Here is a 14,776-nt window from a genome sequence, read left to right on the forward strand (position 1 = left end):
TCAGGCGGGTTGCGGTGCGGGCTCGGCGCTCACCACACCGCGCGATGAGCCGACCACGAAGCGGTGCACCAGCACGCCGATCGTGAGCACCAGCAGCACGAAAAGCGGCGCGGCCCAGCGCATCCACCAACCGCCGCCGTCCGGGGCGTAGACCTCCGCCCGCGGCCAGGCGAGGTTGACCACCATCGCGACGCCCCAGACCACGGCGAGCGCGTTGACCGGAATGCCGAAGCGGCCCAGGCGCAACAGCCGCGCGTCGGTGCCCGCGTCGGGCAGGCCGGTGAACCTGCGGACCAGTAGCGGTACCGTCACCAGCAGATAGGCCAGGTACAGCGTGACGATGCAGACGCTGGCCAGCGTCGCGAAGATCGCGGCGTTGCCCAGGTTGAGCACCAGCAGTCCGATGCCGAGCACGCCGATCACCACGGCGGGCAGCGCAGGCGTGCCGTATCGCGGGTGCACGGCGGCGAGCCTGCTCGCGAACGGCAGCTTCCCGTCCCGCGCCATGGAGAACATCAGCCGCGAGCCCGCGGTCTGGATCGCGAGGGTGCACACGGTGATCGCGACCGCGACGCAGCCGAGCAGCACCTTGCCCGCCGGGCTGTCCAGCTTCGCGGTGAGCACGTAGGCCAGGCCTTCGGAGGCCAGCGCGCCGTCGGACAGGCTCGGTGCGGCCATCAGCGCGCCGAGCAGCATCAGCCCGCCACCCAGCGCCGAAACCGACAGCGCGGTGAGAATGGTGCGTGGCGCCACCCGGCGAGGATTCTTGGTCTCCTCGGAAAGCTCACCAGCCGAGTCGAATCCGACCATCACGTACGCCGCCATCAGTCCGGAGACCAGGAACGCGGCCCAGTAGGGGCCAGGTGCGGCCTGATCGGTCCGCAACACCACGCCGGGCCCGCGCTCGGCGGTGGTGAAGAACAGCGCGATGATCGCCAGAACGCCGACGATCTCGATGGTGACGCCGATCGAATTGATCCGCGCCATCAGATCGATGCCGACAACGTTGATCAGCGTGGTCACCGCCAGCAGGATGCTGCCGAGCAGCACGGCGTTGGTCGCGCCGGTCGGCGAGGCGAGCGCGGTGTCGGAGCCGACGAGCTGGAATCCGCTCCAGATCGAGGGCAGTACCACCTGCAGCGCGATCGCCGCCGCGGCGGCCGTGACGATCTGCGCGATGATCATCATCCAGCCCGCGAACCAGCCGACGAGTTCGCCGCCGAGCCGCCGGGACCACTGGTAGATACAGCCCGAAATCGGATAGTGCGCGGCCAGTTCGGCGAAGTTGAGCGCCACGAGGAACTGTCCGGCGAACACGATCGGCCAGGTCCAGAAGAAGGCGGCTCCGCCGAACGAATAGCCGAAGCCGAAGAACTGGAAGATCGTGGTGAGGATGGAGACGAACGAGAACCCGGCCGCGAACGAGGCGTAGCGGCCGAGCTTTCGGTGTAGGACGGGCTGGTAGCCGAACCGGGCGAGGTCGGCGCTGTCACCCGTGAGGTCGGGGGGCGAGGTCGGGGCGAGCGTGGTTGCCATGGGCGGTCCTTCGGCGTGCGACCAATAACTATCAGACGATAGTTTTGCGGGCGCGATCGCGCTTTCGGTGACCTGCGTGTATCGCTTCTGGTGCGTCCGGTAACTTCTGTGTTGCCGTTATTTCTGTCAAATGACAGAAACCGCACCGCTCGTCGTGCCGAAACGACGCGGACGACTACCGCGTCGGAGCGCGCCCGCGGCTACCTGCCAGAATGAGGCGGTGGCGAACGTGGGTCCCGGACGGCCGCGCGTCGAACAGCGGCGACGACGCGGGCAGACGCCGCGTGCGGAAATCCTCGACGCCGCAGGCGAACTGTTCACCACCCAGGGGTACGCCAACACCTCCACCCGGGCGATCGCCGACGCCGTCGGCATCCGCCAGGCCTCGCTGTATCACCACTTCGCGGCCAAGGACGACATCCTCGACGCCTTGCTCGCCGAAACCGTCGCCGCGCCCATCGAACTGGCGCAGCGGCTGCGCGGCGCGACCGACCCGGCGCCGGTCCGGCTGTACGCGCTGGCCCTGTTCGACGTGCGGCAACTGTGCGCGTCGCGCTGGAACCTGGGGGCGCTGTATCTGCTGCCGGAGCTGCGTACCGAGCGCTTCGCCGCGTTCCGCCTGCGACGCGAGCAGTTGCGCGAGCACTACGAGAATGCGGCCGCGCAGGTGTTGGCCGAAGGCGGTTCGGCGAGTGCGCCCGGCACCGAGTCGCTGCCGTTCCGGTTGGTGGAGACCGTGATCAGCATCCGCTCCGACGAGGGCGCCGCACCCCGGCACGCGGAGCGGACCATTCCGGCGGCGGTGCTGCGCACGCTCGGCTGGCCCGGCGACCTGGATGCGACACGGGCCGCGGCGGTCGTATTGCTGGACCGGTTCGCGGCGTGAGATTCAGGACTTGCCGGTGCCCCGGACCCAGTTCAGTCCCCAACCGTAGGCCTTGTCCACTTCTGTCACGCCCCAGCGCGGACGGTTCGGTGGCGGCGCGACGAAGCGGCCTTCACGACGTACCACCAGTCCCGAACCGGTGTTCTCGATGAGCGCCAGCACCACGTCGCGGGAGCCGTCCGGGCAACCTTCGACGCTCAGCTCGATCGGCGGCGCGGCTGCCGGGTACAGCGTCGCGGTCATCCGGACGCCGCGGAGGTCGGCCGCGCCGTCGTAAAGGGTGGCGAAGACGAGGATCCGGCGGAACTCGGTCGCGTGACCGAGGTCGACCTGGAGATTCTCACCGGCGGGGCCCGCTCCGGAGCGGTCGTCGGTGTCCAGGCGGATGAACGGCGGCCGCTCCAGCGATCCGCGATCGCCGACCGGACGGACGTCGCCCTTGCGTCCATCCAGCAGTTCCCAGAAGCAGCACAGATCCAAATCCAGCGCCCCGCCCTGGCCGGACGTGCCCGAGCCCGCCGCAGCGGTCCAAGTCGAGTTGATCCGCATGACGCCTTGCGCGGTCAACGACACCGAGGGGGAGTCCGTCGTCAGGAAGACAGTGCCGAACGGGTGTGCCGTGGACGCGTTGTGGCCAGGCCACGCCGACTGCCCTGCCGCTGGCGGGGGCGCGTATGGGTATTGCCCTAGCGGCGTCGTGTGCTGCGCCGCCGCGGGGTGCTGGCCGGGTGCCGCGTGCCGGCCCGGCTCCGGCGGTACCGGCCCGGAGGGTGGCGGTGGCGGCGTGAACTCGTGCGGCGGGGCAGGCGGCGGGGGTGGTGGTGTGTATTCGTGTGGCGCGGCGGGTTCTCCGTCCACGGAGATCCCGTAATCGGTGGCCAGTCCGGCCAAACCGGAGGCATACCCCTGGCCGACTGCGCGGAATTTCCATCCGCCCTGGCGCCGGTACAGCTCACCGAGCACGACGGCGGTCTCGCTCGTCGCGTCGATGCCGTCGAAACGGGCGACTTCCGCTCCGGTGTCGCTGTCCACGACTCGCACGAACAGTCCGTCGAGCAGCCCGACGGCGGCGCCGTCGGTGGATGCCGCGATGACGATGCCCTCGACCTGCGGCTCCACCCGCGCCAACTCCGCGGACAGCACGTCCAGCACGATCGACCCCGAGCGCTTGCCCTCGTGCCGGACGGCGCGGGACGGGTGGACGGGCTGGTTGTAGAAGACGAAATCGCTGTCGGAGCGCACCCTCCCGGACACGACGAGCAGCGCGGAGGCGTCGGCGTCCGGCGCGCCCGCCCCGGCCCGCCAGCCCACTTCGATCCGGACGTCGGAATTCGGCACGGGCACGTTGGCGCCCTTCGGCATGGACACGTCTGTCAACGTAACCGATACCGGCCCACGGCGTCCCGCATCCGCGCGTTCGCCCGAGGGGCCGCGCGCCTCAGTGGGTCGGCGGCGCGATCTGCCAGTGTTCCTGCAGCGCGCCCGCGATCTGCGGAAGCACGGTCACCGGAATCCGCTTGCGCCGCAAGATCGCCCGGATCTCCGTGACCTGATCGCGTTTGCGCAGGTCGTAGGCGCCCGCGACCGGGCCGACCACCGGCGGGATGGACAGCAGAACCAGCTCGCCGTGCGGTTCGTCCACACCGGCCAGGTCCAGCGCCAGCGACCAGCGGGCACGTTCGTCGAGGGCGAAGCGCCCGGCCACCACCCGGTCCCACGGGATGCTGGAGACCGCCCACGGTTTGCGCCGGTAGATGGCGTGATCGGTGAGCACGATGGCGTCCCTGGTGAACAGCGCGGCCAGCACCGCGACACCGACGACGGTACCGGCCAGCAGGCCGGTGAACACCCGGTTCACCCCGAACGCGGCGACGAACGAGCCGCAGATCGTGACGGTCGCCAGGATGCCGAACACGCTGTAGAGCGCGGCGCGTTGAGTCGGGACCACGCCTGCCCGCACCGTTGTCATCTCACCTACCTGCCTCTGGTGCATTTCCGGCTCACCGTACCGCCTCGTGTACCGGTGCACACCTGGCCGTTTCCCAGATGTGGCCGATGCGGGAGGCGGTGCTCAGACCGTCAGCGGGACCGCGGCCTCGGCGGTGTACACCAGGAACGTCAAGCTCTGCTGGAAGTACAGCTGGATCGACGTGCTGTCGTGCGAGAGGTAGCCGATGGACAGATCCTGGCCGATGCGCAGATCGAAGTCGCCGCCGCGCGTGGTGAGCACGATCGCGCCGTCGATAGCGGGCGCCCAGATGATCTCGCCTTCCGGGATCAGGCGCTCGATGTGCGTGCGGATCATGTGGCCGTGGTCGGAGGTCTCGCTGACCGCCGTGTACAGCTCGGCACTGAGCAGCACCGAGTACGGTCCGTCGACACCGGCCAGCCGCAGGGCGCTCAACGCCTGCGCGATCGCCTCCGGAACCAGCCGGGTGTCGCTGGGCAGCGTGATCGGCTGGTTGGACGAGCTGGCCCGGATACCGGTGATCCGTGCGGCCGGATACCCCTCGAAGATCGCGCGGTCCTCGGCGAACGCGATCTTCTTCGCGGCGTCCTTCACCGGATCCAAGTCGGCGTCCTGGGCGCCGCGCTCGACATTGTCGAGTTCCTCGCGTGAGAGCGTGAACGGCACGCGCAGTTCGACCAGCGGCGCGACCACCCGCTGACGGGCGAAGACACCCGCGTCGGGCGAGTCGATCGGGGTGGTGTGCCCGGTGCCCACCGCGGAGTAGTCGGTGCCGTGCGGGCCGGAGAGATCCACGACGCGCCTGCCCGCGATGTGCCGCTTGAACGTGCGCGTCGCCTCCTCCTCGATGGCCGCCCACGCCTCGGAGGTGATCGGCGCTAGTTCGCGATGGAGGTTGTTCATGACCGGGTGCTCCTTTTCAACGAGCCGATACCGAGGGCGCCGTCGCCCGAGGGCGCGGCGGTGCCGGGCAGATCTGTGCCGGGCAGATCTGTGCCGGGCAGATCTGTGCCGGGCAGATCTGTGCCGGGCAGATCTGTGCCGGGCAGATCTGTGCCGGGCAGATCTGCGCCGGGCAGATCTGCGCGACCGGCGCCGTCGGTGTCCACGGACACCGCGGGTTCCGCCGTGTCCCACGGCGCCGGCGGCAGATCGTCGAGGAAATCGACGGTGGGTGCGAAGAACGACGTGCCGGTGAGGGCGACGGAGAAATCCAGGATGCGGTCGTAGGCTGCCTCGTCGGTGCCGAGGAACATGCGGGTGAGCATGCGTTCGATGACGCTCGGCGTGGCCGCGTAGGCGATGTAGTAGGTGCCGAACACCCCGTCGCGCACGCTGCCGAAGGGCATGTTGCCGCGCAGGATCTGACGTTCGGTGCCGTCCGGATCGATGAGCGTGTTGACCTCGACGTGCGAGTCGGCAGGCTTGATCTCGTCGGGCAGCTCGAAGTCGTCCAGTTTGGTGCGGCCGATCACGCGCTCCTGCTCCTCGACCGACAGCGCGCGCCAGTCCGCCAGCGGGTGGGTGTACTTCTGCACGATCACGTAGCTGCCGCCGGTGAACTGCGGATCCTCCTCGCCCACCAGCGCGGCCGCGGCGGCCGCGCGGCCCTCCGGGTTCTCGGTGCCGTCCACGAAGCCGAGCAGGTCGCGCTGCTCGAAATAGCGGAAGCCGACGGTCTCGTCCACGATGGTCCCCGCGCCCGCCAGCCGGTCGGCGATGGCCATGGCCAGTTCGAAGCAGGCGTCCTGCACCTCGGACTTGATGTGGAACAGCAAGTCGCCCGGTGTGGCCGGTGCGGTGTGGCGGGCGCCGACGAATCCGGGGAACGGATGCAGTTGCGCGGGCCTCGGTCCGGCGAAGAGGCGGTCCCAGGCGTCGGAGCCGATCGACGTCACGCAGGTCAGGTTCGCGCCGGGCAGGCGGAAGCCCACCGAGCGGCGCAGGCCGGTGATGTCGGCGAGCAGGTCGCGGACGGCTGCCTCGCCACCCTCGTCGATCGTGGCGACAAGGAAGATCGCGGACGGCGTGAGCGGTTCGAGAATCGGCTGCGGCTCACCCATGATCGACACCCTAATGCCCGGCTGCGCCGACCGCCCCGCGGACCCGCGCGGTGGCTACATCGCCACCGTCAGCAGGAACGCGACGTCGTCGATCGCTTTGACGCTGTGGCGCGCCTTGGGAACCACGATCAGGTCGCCCCCGGAGCCCTTCCATTCGTTGGCGCCGCTGATCAAGATCAGTGTGCCGCTGAGCACCAGCAGCGTCGCCTCGCCCATGTTGTCGTGCTCGGCCAGGCTCTGCCCGGCCGTCAGGCCGACCACCGTCTGCCGCAGCGTGTGCGCATGGCCGCCATAGATGGTTTGTGAACTGCGTCCGCTCGAGGCGATGGCGGCCAGCTTCAGTTGCTGGCGCGCTACCGCAGTCAGCGATTTCTTTTCCATAGACCGCCTTTCGCAGATCACCACAGCCGATGCCGGGCTGGTGGCAACGGCTCGAGGCGTGCGGACGGACGAAAGTCCGGCCGCCGTATAACGAGGAGTATGCCCCAGTCGGCTGCCGAGCGGGCCGGGTTTCACCTGGCCCGCTCAGGAGGGCGGCGTTCGCGGCTGCCCACGGCGTGGCGCCGCACGGGATCTCCCTAGGCGGGTCGACTCCGGGTGTAGTGCCGGATCCGGAAGCGCAGTCCAGTGGCCGACGTGCGCCATGGCTCCGGGTCGTCTGGCTGCCATTCCGGTCCGATCGACGGCGCGAAAGCGTCGCCCTCGATGTCGGCGTCGATCTCGGTGACGCGCAGGTCGGTCGCGAAATCCAGCGCGGCGCGGTAGATCTCGCCGCCCCCGGCGACCCAGACGGCGTCCGGGGCGCACCGGTCCAGCGCCTCGGACACCGACGACGCGCGCTCGGCGCCTTCGGCCGACCAGTCGGGCTGCCTGGTCACCACGATATTTCGCCGACCGGCCAGCGGCCGGAACCTCGGCGGCAGCGAATCCCAGGTCCGACGGCCCATCACCACGGGGTGGCCCCAGGTGGCGTCCTTGAACTGCGCCATGTCCTCGGGCAGCCGCCAGGGAATGGTGTTGCGCAGCCCGATCACCCCGTCCAGGGTTTGCGCCCAGATCAGGCCGATCGTGCGACTCACACCGCCACCGTGGCCTTGATGGCCGGATGATGCCGGTAGCCGATCACTTCCACATCCTCGTAGCGGTAGTCGAACAGCGTCGGCGCGGGACGCAGCCGCAACGCGGGGAACGGATAGGGGTCGCGGCCGAGCTGCTCGGTGACCTGGTCGAGGTGATTGTCGTAGATGTGACAGTCGCCGCCGGTCCAGATGAAGTCACCGGGCGCCAGCTCGGCCTGCTGGGCGACCATGTGGGTGAGCAGGGCGTAGCTGGCGATGTTGAACGGCACGCCCAGGAAGAGGTCGGCGCTGCGCTGGTAGAGCTGGCAGGACAGTTTCCCGTCGGCCACGTAGAACTGGAAGAACGCGTGGCAGGGCGCCAGCGCCATCTTGTCCAGGTCGGCGACGTTCCACGCCGAGACGATGATGCGCCGGGAGTCCGGGTCGGTGCGCAGGGTGTGCAGCACCTGGGAGATCTGGTCGATGTGGGTGCCGTCCGGTGTCGGCCACGACCGCCACTGCACGCCGTAGACCGGGCCCAGTTCGCCGTCGGCGTCGGCCCACTCGTCCCAGATCGAGACGCCGTGTTCGCGCAGCCAGCCGACGTTGGAGTCGCCGCGCAGGAACCACAGCAACTCGTAGACGATCGACTTCAGGTGGACTTTCTTCGTAGTGATCAGCGGAAACCCGGCCGAGAGGTCATAGCGCAGCTGGTGGCCGAAGATGCTGCGGGTTCCCGTGCCGGTGCGATCGGCTTTCTTCGTCCCGGAGGCCAGTACCAGCCGCAGCAGGTCCTCGTACTGGGTGTCGGGGGCGGAAGCCGGATCGAGCGCGTCATGAGCCACGCCTGGCAACTCTAGTCCTCGTGCTCCAGCGCGTTCGGCGAGTCGGCGGCCGCGCCCAGGGCCGCGCCTGGCGACCGTGGTCTCGCGGCGACCTGGCAAGCTCGAGCCCATGCGCAAGCTCTACGTGATCGGCATCGGCGCCGGTGATCCCGACCAGGTCACCGTGCAGGCGATCAAGGCGATGCGGCAGGTCGAGGCGTTCTTCGTCATCGGCAAGGGGGAGGCCAAACGGGAACTGGCCGACGTGCGCACCGCGATCCTGGAGGCGCACATGGACCGGCCGTACCGGATCGTCCCGATCGCCGACCCGCCGCGCGACCGGACGCCCGCCGACTACCTCGACGTGGTCGAGGACTGGCACGATCGCCGGTCGATGCTGCTGGAATCGGCGTTCGCGGCGGTAGACGGCGTCGGCGGCATCCTGGTCTGGGGCGATCCCGCGCTGTACGACAGCACGCTGCGGATGGTCGAGCGGGTGCTCGCCCGTGGCGTGGTCGGCTTCGAGCACGAGGTCGTCCCGGGCATCACCAGCGCGCAGGCGCTGGCCGCGCGGCATCGCATCGTGCTGCACGGAATCGGCGAACCGGTGCGCATCACCACCGGCCGCCGCCTCCGCGAGGAGGGCCTGGGCGAGGAGAACGCGCTGGTGATGCTGGACGGCGACTGCTCGTTCACCGCGATCCCGGACGCGGGCGTGCACATCTGGTGGGGCGCCTACCTCGGTATGCCGGACGAGACGCTGATCGAGGGCCCGCTGCCGCGGGTGCGTGCGGAAATCGTCCGCCGCCGCGCCGAGTTGCGTGACCGCAAGGGCTGGATCATGGACATCTACCTGCTGCGCCGCAACGGTTGAACCGCCCCGCTCCGGCGCGAGAACCGGCAGGGTGTCGGTGGGGCTGGGTAGTCTGGAGCCCGTGCCAGAGCTACCGGAGGTGGAGGCGTTGGCGCAGTTCCTCCGGGAGCATGCGGTCGCCGCCGTGATCGGCCGTGTCGACGTGGCCGCGCTGAGCGCCGTCAAGACCTTCGAGCCCCCGGTCACCGCGCTGTCGGGTCGCGACGTCACCGGTGCGGCGCGCTGGGGCAAATTCCTCGGGATGGAGTGCGACGGCCTGTGGCTGATCACCCATCTGTCGCGCGGTGGTTGGCTGCGCTGGATCGATGAACCGAGTCCGACGCCGCCCAAGCCGGGCGGCAAGAGCCCGCTGGCGTTGCGGGTGCATTTCTTCACCCCCGAAGGAGCGACGCCCGCGTTCGACCTGACCGAGGCGGGCACGAAGAAGCGGCTGGCGGTGTACGTCGTGGCGGACCCGAAAGCCGTGCCGGGCATCGCCCGGCTCGGCCCCGACGCGCTGGAGGTCACCGAGGCGCAGTTCGCCGACATCCTGCAGGGCACCTCGCAGCGGATCAAGACCGCGCTGGTCGACCAGGTGTTGCTGGCGGGCGTCGGCAACGCCTACTCCGACGAGATCCTGCACACTGCGCGGATCTCGCCGTTCGCGAACACGAAGACCCTTCCGGCCGACAAGGTGGCCGAGTTGTACACGGCCATGCGCGCGGTGCTCACCGACGCGGTACGGCGCTCGGTCGGTCAGGACGCCGCCCGTCTCAAGGGCGAGAAGCGCTCCGGCATGCGGGTGCACGCCAGGACCGGGTCACCCTGCCCGGTCTGCGGCGACACGGTCCGCGAGGTCTCCTACGCCGATCGGTCGTTCCAGTACTGCCCCACCTGTCAGACCGGCGGCAAGGTGCTCGCGGACCGGCGGATGTCGCGCCTGTTGAAGTAGCGGTCCGGCTCAGGTCACCGTGGGCACCCGCACGCCCTGCCACGCAAGTCGTTTCGGCCGGTCCGGGTCGTGTTCCACGCGAGTGGGGTAGTCGATGATCAGGGTGGACCTGCGGGCCTCGGTATACGCGGGCCAGGACGGCAAGGGCGCTCCGGTGCGGGCGAAGGCCAGCCAATTGTCCTGGAACTGGCCGGTGACCGCGCGCAGCCCGCGCCGGCCGCCCGCGGCGGTGAAGGCCCGGCCGATCGGGGTGTCCGCGACGCCGAAGACGGGGATGAGGTCGGTCGCGTGCGTGGCGCCGAGCCCGCTCAGGTGCAGGGCGCGCGGTGCGAAGTCGTAGCGGTAGGCGTATGTCGGCGCATGTCTGCTGTGACCTTCCATAACGGTCAGCGAAGGACGCCAGAAGGTGTAGTCGCCGCCCGCGCGTATCGCGGCCTTCGGCTGGGGATAACCGGGATACGCCGAAGCGATCCTGGCTTCGGCCTCGGCGGAGTGGCCGAGCGCCGAGCGAAGGCGGTCCGGGGTGGTGGGCAGTTCGTCGGCGAATCTGGCGAAGAGCGTGCCCTCGTCCCGGTTCGTGCCGATGATCAGCGGCACCCGATGCGCCGAGCCGTCGGTGATCGCGTCGACCGGGGAGCGCGGCAGGAACTCGCCGTCCACGACCGGACAGGCGGGGAAGACGCCCGGCTGTTCCCGTAGCACCTGGGCGATGGTGCGGTCGACGGCGCGGCGGATGTCGTTGGCGCCCGCGGTGCGCAGCGCGGTGTGCGCGGTGTCGGGTGTGGCGCCCAGCGCGGCGACGCAGCGGCGCGCGAAGCCGCGTGCCTCCTCGGTGGTCATCGACCAGTCGGCGGGCGGGCTCTGCGAGATGGCCCGATGGAACAGGCCCTTGGCCGCCGGTGTGGCCAGGAGACCGAGCACGGCGTGCGCTCCCGCCGACTCGCCGAAGATCGTCACGTTGCCGGGATCGCCGCCGAAGGCCGCGATGTTGGTGCGCACCCACTCCAGCGCGGCGAGTTGGTCGCGCAATCCCAGGTTGGCGTCGAACGGGTGCTGCGAGGTGCCGAACTCGCTGAAATCGACATAGCCGAACGCCCCCAGCCGGTAGTTCAGCGACACCACCACCACGTCGCCGCGCAGCGCCAGGCGCGCCCCGGAATACAGCCCGAGCGCGGAGGTGCCGATGAGATAGCCGCCGCCGTGGATGAAGACCAGCACCGGCCGCGGGCTCGCCGACGCGGACGCGGGTGCGGTGACATTCAGTGTCAGCGCGTCCTCGCTGGTCGGCTGGTAGGCGCGCGGCCCGATTCGCGCCCCGGAGCGGTGCTGCATCGCCGCGGAGGTGAATTCCGTCGCCGCCCGCACGCCCGACCACGGTTCGACCGGCTGTGGAGCGCGAAATCGCAGGTCTCCGATAGGAGGAGCCGCGTAGGGAATGGACCGCCAGCGCAAGACGCGGCGGCCCCGGCGACCACGGACGACTCCGTCGGCGGTCGCGATATCCGTTGTTGCCACCATTGGAAAATGGTAGCTATGTACGCCGCGCCTCCAACAGGCGCAACCAGAACTCGCTGACCGCCGGGAAGGATGGCACGGCGTGCCAGAGAGTGGACAGCGGCACCCGGCCGACCACCGCGATCGTCGCCGCGTGCAATTGCTCGCCCACCTCGGGGCCGACGAAGGTGGCGCCGAGCAGCGTGTCGGTGGCGCTGTCGATCACCAGTTTCGCGTGGCCCGCGTAATTGTCACGGGAGAGCGCCGAGCCGGCCACCTCGATGTCCAGTTCGACGGTCTCGACCGCGTGACCCGCGTCTGCGGCCGCGGCTTCGGTCAGGCCGACAGAGGCCACCTCCGGCGCGGTGAACACCACTTGCGGCACCTTGCCGTGGTCGGAGCTCGCGACGAACCGCGCGTCGTCCAGCGGCCGGCCCTCGGCCCGTGCCGCGATCACGTCGCCGCACACCCGGCCCTGGTACTTGCCCATATGCGTGAGCGCGGCGCGACGGTTGAGGTCGCCGACGACATACAGCCACTCGCCGTCGACACCGCGCGCGGTGAGGTGATCGTCCACCGTGACGTATCCGTCGGGCAGCCCGACCGCGTCCAGACCGAGCCCCGCCGTGGCAGGGGCGCGTCCGGCCGCCACCACGATCTCGTCCACGTCGAGTGCCGACTCCCCGTCGGGACCGCGCAACCGGACCGTGGCCGGACCGCCGTGAATCCACCCTTCGCCGGTGTCCTTCGCGGCTGGGCGCTCGACGGCGACGGGCTCGGTGCCGAAGCGGACTCGCACGCCCGCCTCGGTCAGCGCCGCCGCCACCCGATCGCGCGCGAACGGCTCGGCCGAGCCCAGCAGCGCCGAGCCCCGCACCAGCAGGGTGACCTCGGCGCCGAGCGCGGCCAGCCAGGTCGCCGCCTCGGAGGCGACCACGCCGCCGCCGACCACGGCGACCCGGCGCGGCACCTCGTGCAGATTGGTGGCGTCGCGGGAGATCCACGGCAACGCGGCACGCAGGCCGGGCACGTCGGGGACGTTCGCGGTGGTGCCGGTGGCCAGCACGACCGCGTGCCGGGCGCGCAGCCGCCGTCCGCCGACCTCGACCGAACGGGTACCGGTCAGGCGGCCCGCACCGCGCACGATGTCGATCCGCGTGCTCTCGGCCCAGGCGACCTGCGCGGAATCGTCGTGGTCGTGCACGAAGGCGTCGCGCCGCCGCAGCACCGCCTCGACGTCGAGGCCGGTGGCCGAGACTCCCGGCATCGCCCGCGCGGCCGCAAGGACGTGGCCCGGCCGCAGCAGCGCTTTGCTCGGAATACAAGCCCAATACGAGCATTCGCCACCGATGAGTTCACGCTCGACGATGGCGGCCGTGCGGTCACTGCCCGCGACGGCATAGGCGGCGGCGTTCTCGCCCGCTGGTCCGCCACCGATCACGATGACGTCGTAGTCGGTCGGTGTGCTCGACATCGCCACGCCTACTGCAGGTAACCCTCGACCTGCGACACCGAGTTCGCCTGGACGCCATCCGGGGACCGGCCCTGATCGAGCCGCGCCCGGCGATGGCGGAGCAGGTCCCATGCCTGATCCAGCATCACTTCCAGCTCGGCCAGGCGCTGGCGTTCGGTCTTGGGGTCCAATTCGCCGTGGCTGGCCTGCGAGCGCAGCTGGTGCTCCTGGTCGACCAGTTCTTTGATGCGCGCCAAGATGTCCTGTTCGCTCATGCGGACCATGCTACGGCCGGGTGAGGCACGCGGCGGCCAACGGTACGGCGGCGGCAAGTTCCGGCCAGGGCAGCGCTGTGTAGCCGAGCGCGACGCCGAAGTGCTCACGGCGGGCTCCCAGGTGGTATCGGGCCAGGCCGTCGAGCGCGACACCGCACGCCAGCCCCGCCGCGACCACGCGCCGCTCGGCCCGCGCCGACTCCACCGGCACGACGACGTGCGATCCCGCGTCGTCGCCGAGCACGCCGAGTCCCCGGCGGCGTAGCTCGGTCACCACCAGCGCCCGGCGCGGCGGCAGCGCGCGGCGCAGCCTGCGCAGGTGCCTGGCCAGATCGCCGTGGGCGGCCAAGGCGACCAGCACCCGCTGGCCCGCCGGGCTCGGGCCGGTGCCGGTGCGCTCCCGGTGGGCGAGCACCGCCTCGGCGATCTCGGGGGCGGCGAGCAGCCAGCCGACACCGAGGCTCGGAGACAGGATCTTGCTGGTCGTGCCCAAGTGCACCACGACGTCGGGAGCCATGGTGGCGAGCAACGGCAGCGGTGCGGTGTCGTAGCGCAATTCCCCGTCGTAGTCGTCCTCGATGACGAAGATCCCGGATCGTCGCGCGTGTTCGACCAGTTCGACCCGCCGCGCCGCAGGCATCCGCGCGCCGAGCGGGAACTGATGCGCGGGAGTGCAATACACCGCTTTGATCCGGGGCGGCAGCAGATCGACGCGCAGGCCGTCCCCGTCCACGGGGACCGCGATCACGTCGAGACCGGCCGCCGCGAAGGCCCCGGCGGCGCGCTGGTAACCCGGGTCCTCCATGGCGACGGCATCGCCCGGACGCAGCAGTGCGGCGGCCAATTCGCCTACCGCCGCGCTCGTACCGGCGGTGGCGAGCAGCACGGTGCCGCTGCCCGCGCCGATTCCGCGGTGACGCAACAGATGCTCGGTGACCGCCGTACGGAATTCCGGTTCGCCCGCGCGGTCCTTGCGTACCAGCGGGGCGTGATCCGCGGCGGCGCGCCAGGCGCGCCGCCACGCTGCCGGATCGATGGCCTCGACGCACGGAGCACCCGGGGAGAGGTCGAACAGACGCGGCGCGGCGTCCGTACTGGAGGAAGAAACGGTGCGCGCGGGCATGTCCGCCGGTGCGGTGGTCAGGTAGGTGCCTGAGCCGCGCCTGCCGTTGATCCAGCCCTCCGCGTGCAACTGGTCGTAGGCGGTGGAGACCACGGTCCGGCTCACGCCGAGTCGATCGGCCAGCGCGCGGGTGGACGGCAGCCGGTCGCCGCCGCGCAGCGGTCCGGTGGTCGCGGCGCGCCGCAGTTGGTCGGCGATCTGCACCGACAGTGGTCGCGTCGCGTCGCGATCCAGGTGCAGTGGAAGGTCCTCCAGCATGGGCGGCCCCCGGAAGTGGACTGCTGAAAATC

General features: G+C 70.4%; 16 protein-coding genes and 1 pseudogene. 4 read left to right on the forward strand and 13 right to left on the reverse strand.

All coding sequences use genetic code 11. The annotated features are described in order from the left end of the window. Window positions 1–1,536 (reverse strand): amino acid permease, encoded by a 1,536-nt coding sequence (locus GVY39_RS29250; RefSeq protein WP_159930141.1) that lies wholly within the window; start codon window positions 1,534–1,536, stop codon window positions 1–3. 220 nt (window positions 1,537–1,756) lie between these two features. Here GVY39_RS29250 and GVY39_RS29255 point away from each other — a divergent pair, with 220 nt between their 5' ends. Beyond that, the gene (locus GVY39_RS29255) at window positions 1,757–2,422 is read left to right on the forward strand and encodes a TetR/AcrR family transcriptional regulator (RefSeq protein ID WP_223520572.1); all 666 of its coding nucleotides are present in this window, start codon (window positions 1,757–1,759) and stop codon (window positions 2,420–2,422) included. A 3-nt stretch (window positions 2,423–2,425) separates the two neighbouring features. Here the strand turns inward: GVY39_RS29255 and GVY39_RS35150 are convergent, their stop codons facing one another. The 4 genes from GVY39_RS35150 to GVY39_RS35405 all read right to left on the reverse strand — a co-directional run bounded on the left by GVY39_RS35150 (window position 2,426) and on the right by GVY39_RS35405 (window position 5,472). Then, complete coding sequence (locus tag GVY39_RS35150) at window positions 2,426–3,784, reverse strand: TerD family protein (RefSeq protein ID WP_159930172.1); 1,359 nt, start codon at window positions 3,782–3,784, stop codon at window positions 2,426–2,428. Window positions 3,785–3,860: 76 nt separating this feature from the next. After that, on the reverse strand, window positions 3,861–4,391 hold the full coding sequence (locus GVY39_RS29265; RefSeq protein ID WP_159930143.1) for a hypothetical protein: 531 nt from the start codon (window positions 4,389–4,391) through the stop codon (window positions 3,861–3,863). Window positions 4,392–4,493: 102 nt separating this feature from the next. Further along, complete coding sequence (locus tag GVY39_RS29270; RefSeq protein ID WP_159930144.1) at window positions 4,494–5,294, reverse strand: family 1 encapsulin nanocompartment shell protein; 801 nt, start codon at window positions 5,292–5,294, stop codon at window positions 4,494–4,496. Window positions 5,295–5,310: 16 nt separating this feature from the next. Further along, window positions 5,311–5,472, reverse strand: a complete 162-nt coding sequence (locus GVY39_RS35405) for a Cys-every-fifth RiPP peptide CefA (RefSeq protein WP_369412181.1) — start codon at window positions 5,470–5,472, stop codon at window positions 5,311–5,313. On the opposite strand from GVY39_RS35405, the gene GVY39_RS35410 reads away from it, so the two are divergent. Further along, window positions 5,413–5,589 carry a pentapeptide repeat-containing protein gene (locus GVY39_RS35410; RefSeq protein ID WP_369412182.1) on the forward strand — a complete coding sequence of 59 codons (177 nt, stop codon included), beginning with the start codon at window positions 5,413–5,415 and terminating at the stop codon, window positions 5,587–5,589. The two genes, GVY39_RS35405 and GVY39_RS35410, sit on opposite strands and share 60 nt — an antisense overlap. A 22-nt stretch (window positions 5,590–5,611) precedes the next feature. On the opposite strand, the pseudogene GVY39_RS29275 reads toward GVY39_RS35410, so the two are convergent. From GVY39_RS29275 to GVY39_RS29290, 4 genes and pseudogenes are all read right to left on the reverse strand, one after another. Then, window positions 5,612–6,454, reverse strand: a pseudogene (locus GVY39_RS29275) (Dyp-type peroxidase); the annotation flags it as partial. Between the two features lie 54 nt (window positions 6,455–6,508). Next, on the reverse strand, window positions 6,509–6,835 hold the full coding sequence (locus tag GVY39_RS29280; RefSeq protein ID WP_159930146.1) for a cupin domain-containing protein: 327 nt from the start codon (window positions 6,833–6,835) through the stop codon (window positions 6,509–6,511). Window positions 6,836–7,032: 197 nt separating this feature from the next. Beyond that, window positions 7,033–7,533, reverse strand: a complete 501-nt coding sequence (locus GVY39_RS29285) for a dihydrofolate reductase (RefSeq protein ID WP_159930147.1) — start codon at window positions 7,531–7,533, stop codon at window positions 7,033–7,035. Next, window positions 7,530–8,357 (reverse strand): thymidylate synthase, encoded by an 828-nt coding sequence (locus GVY39_RS29290; RefSeq protein ID WP_159930148.1) that lies wholly within the window; start codon window positions 8,355–8,357, stop codon window positions 7,530–7,532. Before GVY39_RS29290 ends, GVY39_RS29285 begins: the two co-directional genes overlap by 4 nt. Before the next feature lie 109 nt (window positions 8,358–8,466). On the opposite strand from GVY39_RS29290, the gene cobF reads away from it, so the two are divergent. Beyond that, the gene (gene cobF, locus GVY39_RS29295) at window positions 8,467–9,210 is read left to right on the forward strand and encodes a precorrin-6A synthase (deacetylating) (protein ID WP_159930149.1); all 744 of its coding nucleotides are present in this window, start codon (window positions 8,467–8,469) and stop codon (window positions 9,208–9,210) included. Between the two features lie 61 nt (window positions 9,211–9,271). Then, on the forward strand, window positions 9,272–10,141 hold the full coding sequence (locus GVY39_RS29300; RefSeq protein ID WP_159930150.1) for an Fpg/Nei family DNA glycosylase: 870 nt from the start codon (window positions 9,272–9,274) through the stop codon (window positions 10,139–10,141). Between the two features lie 9 nt (window positions 10,142–10,150). On the opposite strand, the gene GVY39_RS29305 is transcribed toward GVY39_RS29300, so the two are convergent. From GVY39_RS29305 to GVY39_RS29320, 4 genes are read right to left on the reverse strand one after another with little or no spacing between them, the layout of a single operon-like run. Continuing rightward, window positions 10,151–11,659, reverse strand: a complete 1,509-nt coding sequence (locus GVY39_RS29305) for a carboxylesterase/lipase family protein (protein ID WP_159930151.1) — start codon at window positions 11,657–11,659, stop codon at window positions 10,151–10,153. Between the two features lie 13 nt (window positions 11,660–11,672). Next, a complete protein-coding gene (locus tag GVY39_RS29310; RefSeq protein ID WP_159930152.1) occupies window positions 11,673–13,109 on the reverse strand; it encodes an NAD(P)/FAD-dependent oxidoreductase in 1,437 nt (478 codons plus the stop codon). Window positions 13,110–13,117: 8 nt separating this feature from the next. Next, window positions 13,118–13,363: a DUF2630 family protein gene (locus GVY39_RS29315; RefSeq protein WP_159930153.1), complete on the reverse strand. Its 246-nt coding sequence runs from the start codon at window positions 13,361–13,363 to the stop codon at window positions 13,118–13,120. A gap of 10 nt (window positions 13,364–13,373) precedes the next feature. Then, a complete protein-coding gene (locus GVY39_RS29320; protein WP_159930154.1) occupies window positions 13,374–14,744 on the reverse strand; it encodes a PLP-dependent aminotransferase family protein in 1,371 nt (456 codons plus the stop codon). Window positions 14,745–14,776 lie beyond the last annotated feature (32 nt).

The organism is Nocardia sp. CY15 (assembly GCF_009829295.1).
Classification (GTDB): domain Bacteria; phylum Actinomycetota; class Actinomycetes; order Mycobacteriales; family Mycobacteriaceae; genus Nocardia; species Nocardia sputi.

What these genes read in the sequence shown, in the direction of transcription:
- GVY39_RS29250 (WP_159930141.1), bottom strand. Translation starts at nt 1,536, where the DNA reads ATGGCAACCACGCTCGCCCCGACCTCGCCCCCCGACCTCACGGGTGAC.
- GVY39_RS29265 (WP_159930143.1), bottom strand. Translation starts at nt 4,391, where the DNA reads ATGACAACGGTGCGGGCAGGCGTGGTCCCGACTCAACGCGCCGCGCTC.
- cobF (WP_159930149.1), top strand. Translation starts at nt 8,467, where the DNA reads ATGCGCAAGCTCTACGTGATCGGCATCGGCGCCGGTGATCCCGACCAG.
- GVY39_RS29305 (WP_159930151.1), bottom strand. Translation starts at nt 11,659, where the DNA reads ATGGTGGCAACAACGGATATCGCGACCGCCGACGGAGTCGTCCGTGGT.
- GVY39_RS29315 (WP_159930153.1), bottom strand. Translation starts at nt 13,363, where the DNA reads ATGAGCGAACAGGACATCTTGGCGCGCATCAAAGAACTGGTCGACCAG.
- GVY39_RS29270 (WP_159930144.1), bottom strand. Translation starts at nt 5,294, where the DNA reads ATGAACAACCTCCATCGCGAACTAGCGCCGATCACCTCCGAGGCGTGG.
- GVY39_RS29320 (WP_159930154.1), bottom strand. Translation starts at nt 14,744, where the DNA reads ATGCTGGAGGACCTTCCACTGCACCTGGATCGCGACGCGACGCGACCA.
- GVY39_RS35150 (WP_159930172.1), bottom strand. Translation starts at nt 3,784, where the DNA reads ATGCCGAAGGGCGCCAACGTGCCCGTGCCGAATTCCGACGTCCGGATC.
- GVY39_RS29280 (WP_159930146.1), bottom strand. Translation starts at nt 6,835, where the DNA reads ATGGAAAAGAAATCGCTGACTGCGGTAGCGCGCCAGCAACTGAAGCTG.
- GVY39_RS29310 (WP_159930152.1), bottom strand. Translation starts at nt 13,109, where the DNA reads ATGTCGAGCACACCGACCGACTACGACGTCATCGTGATCGGTGGCGGA.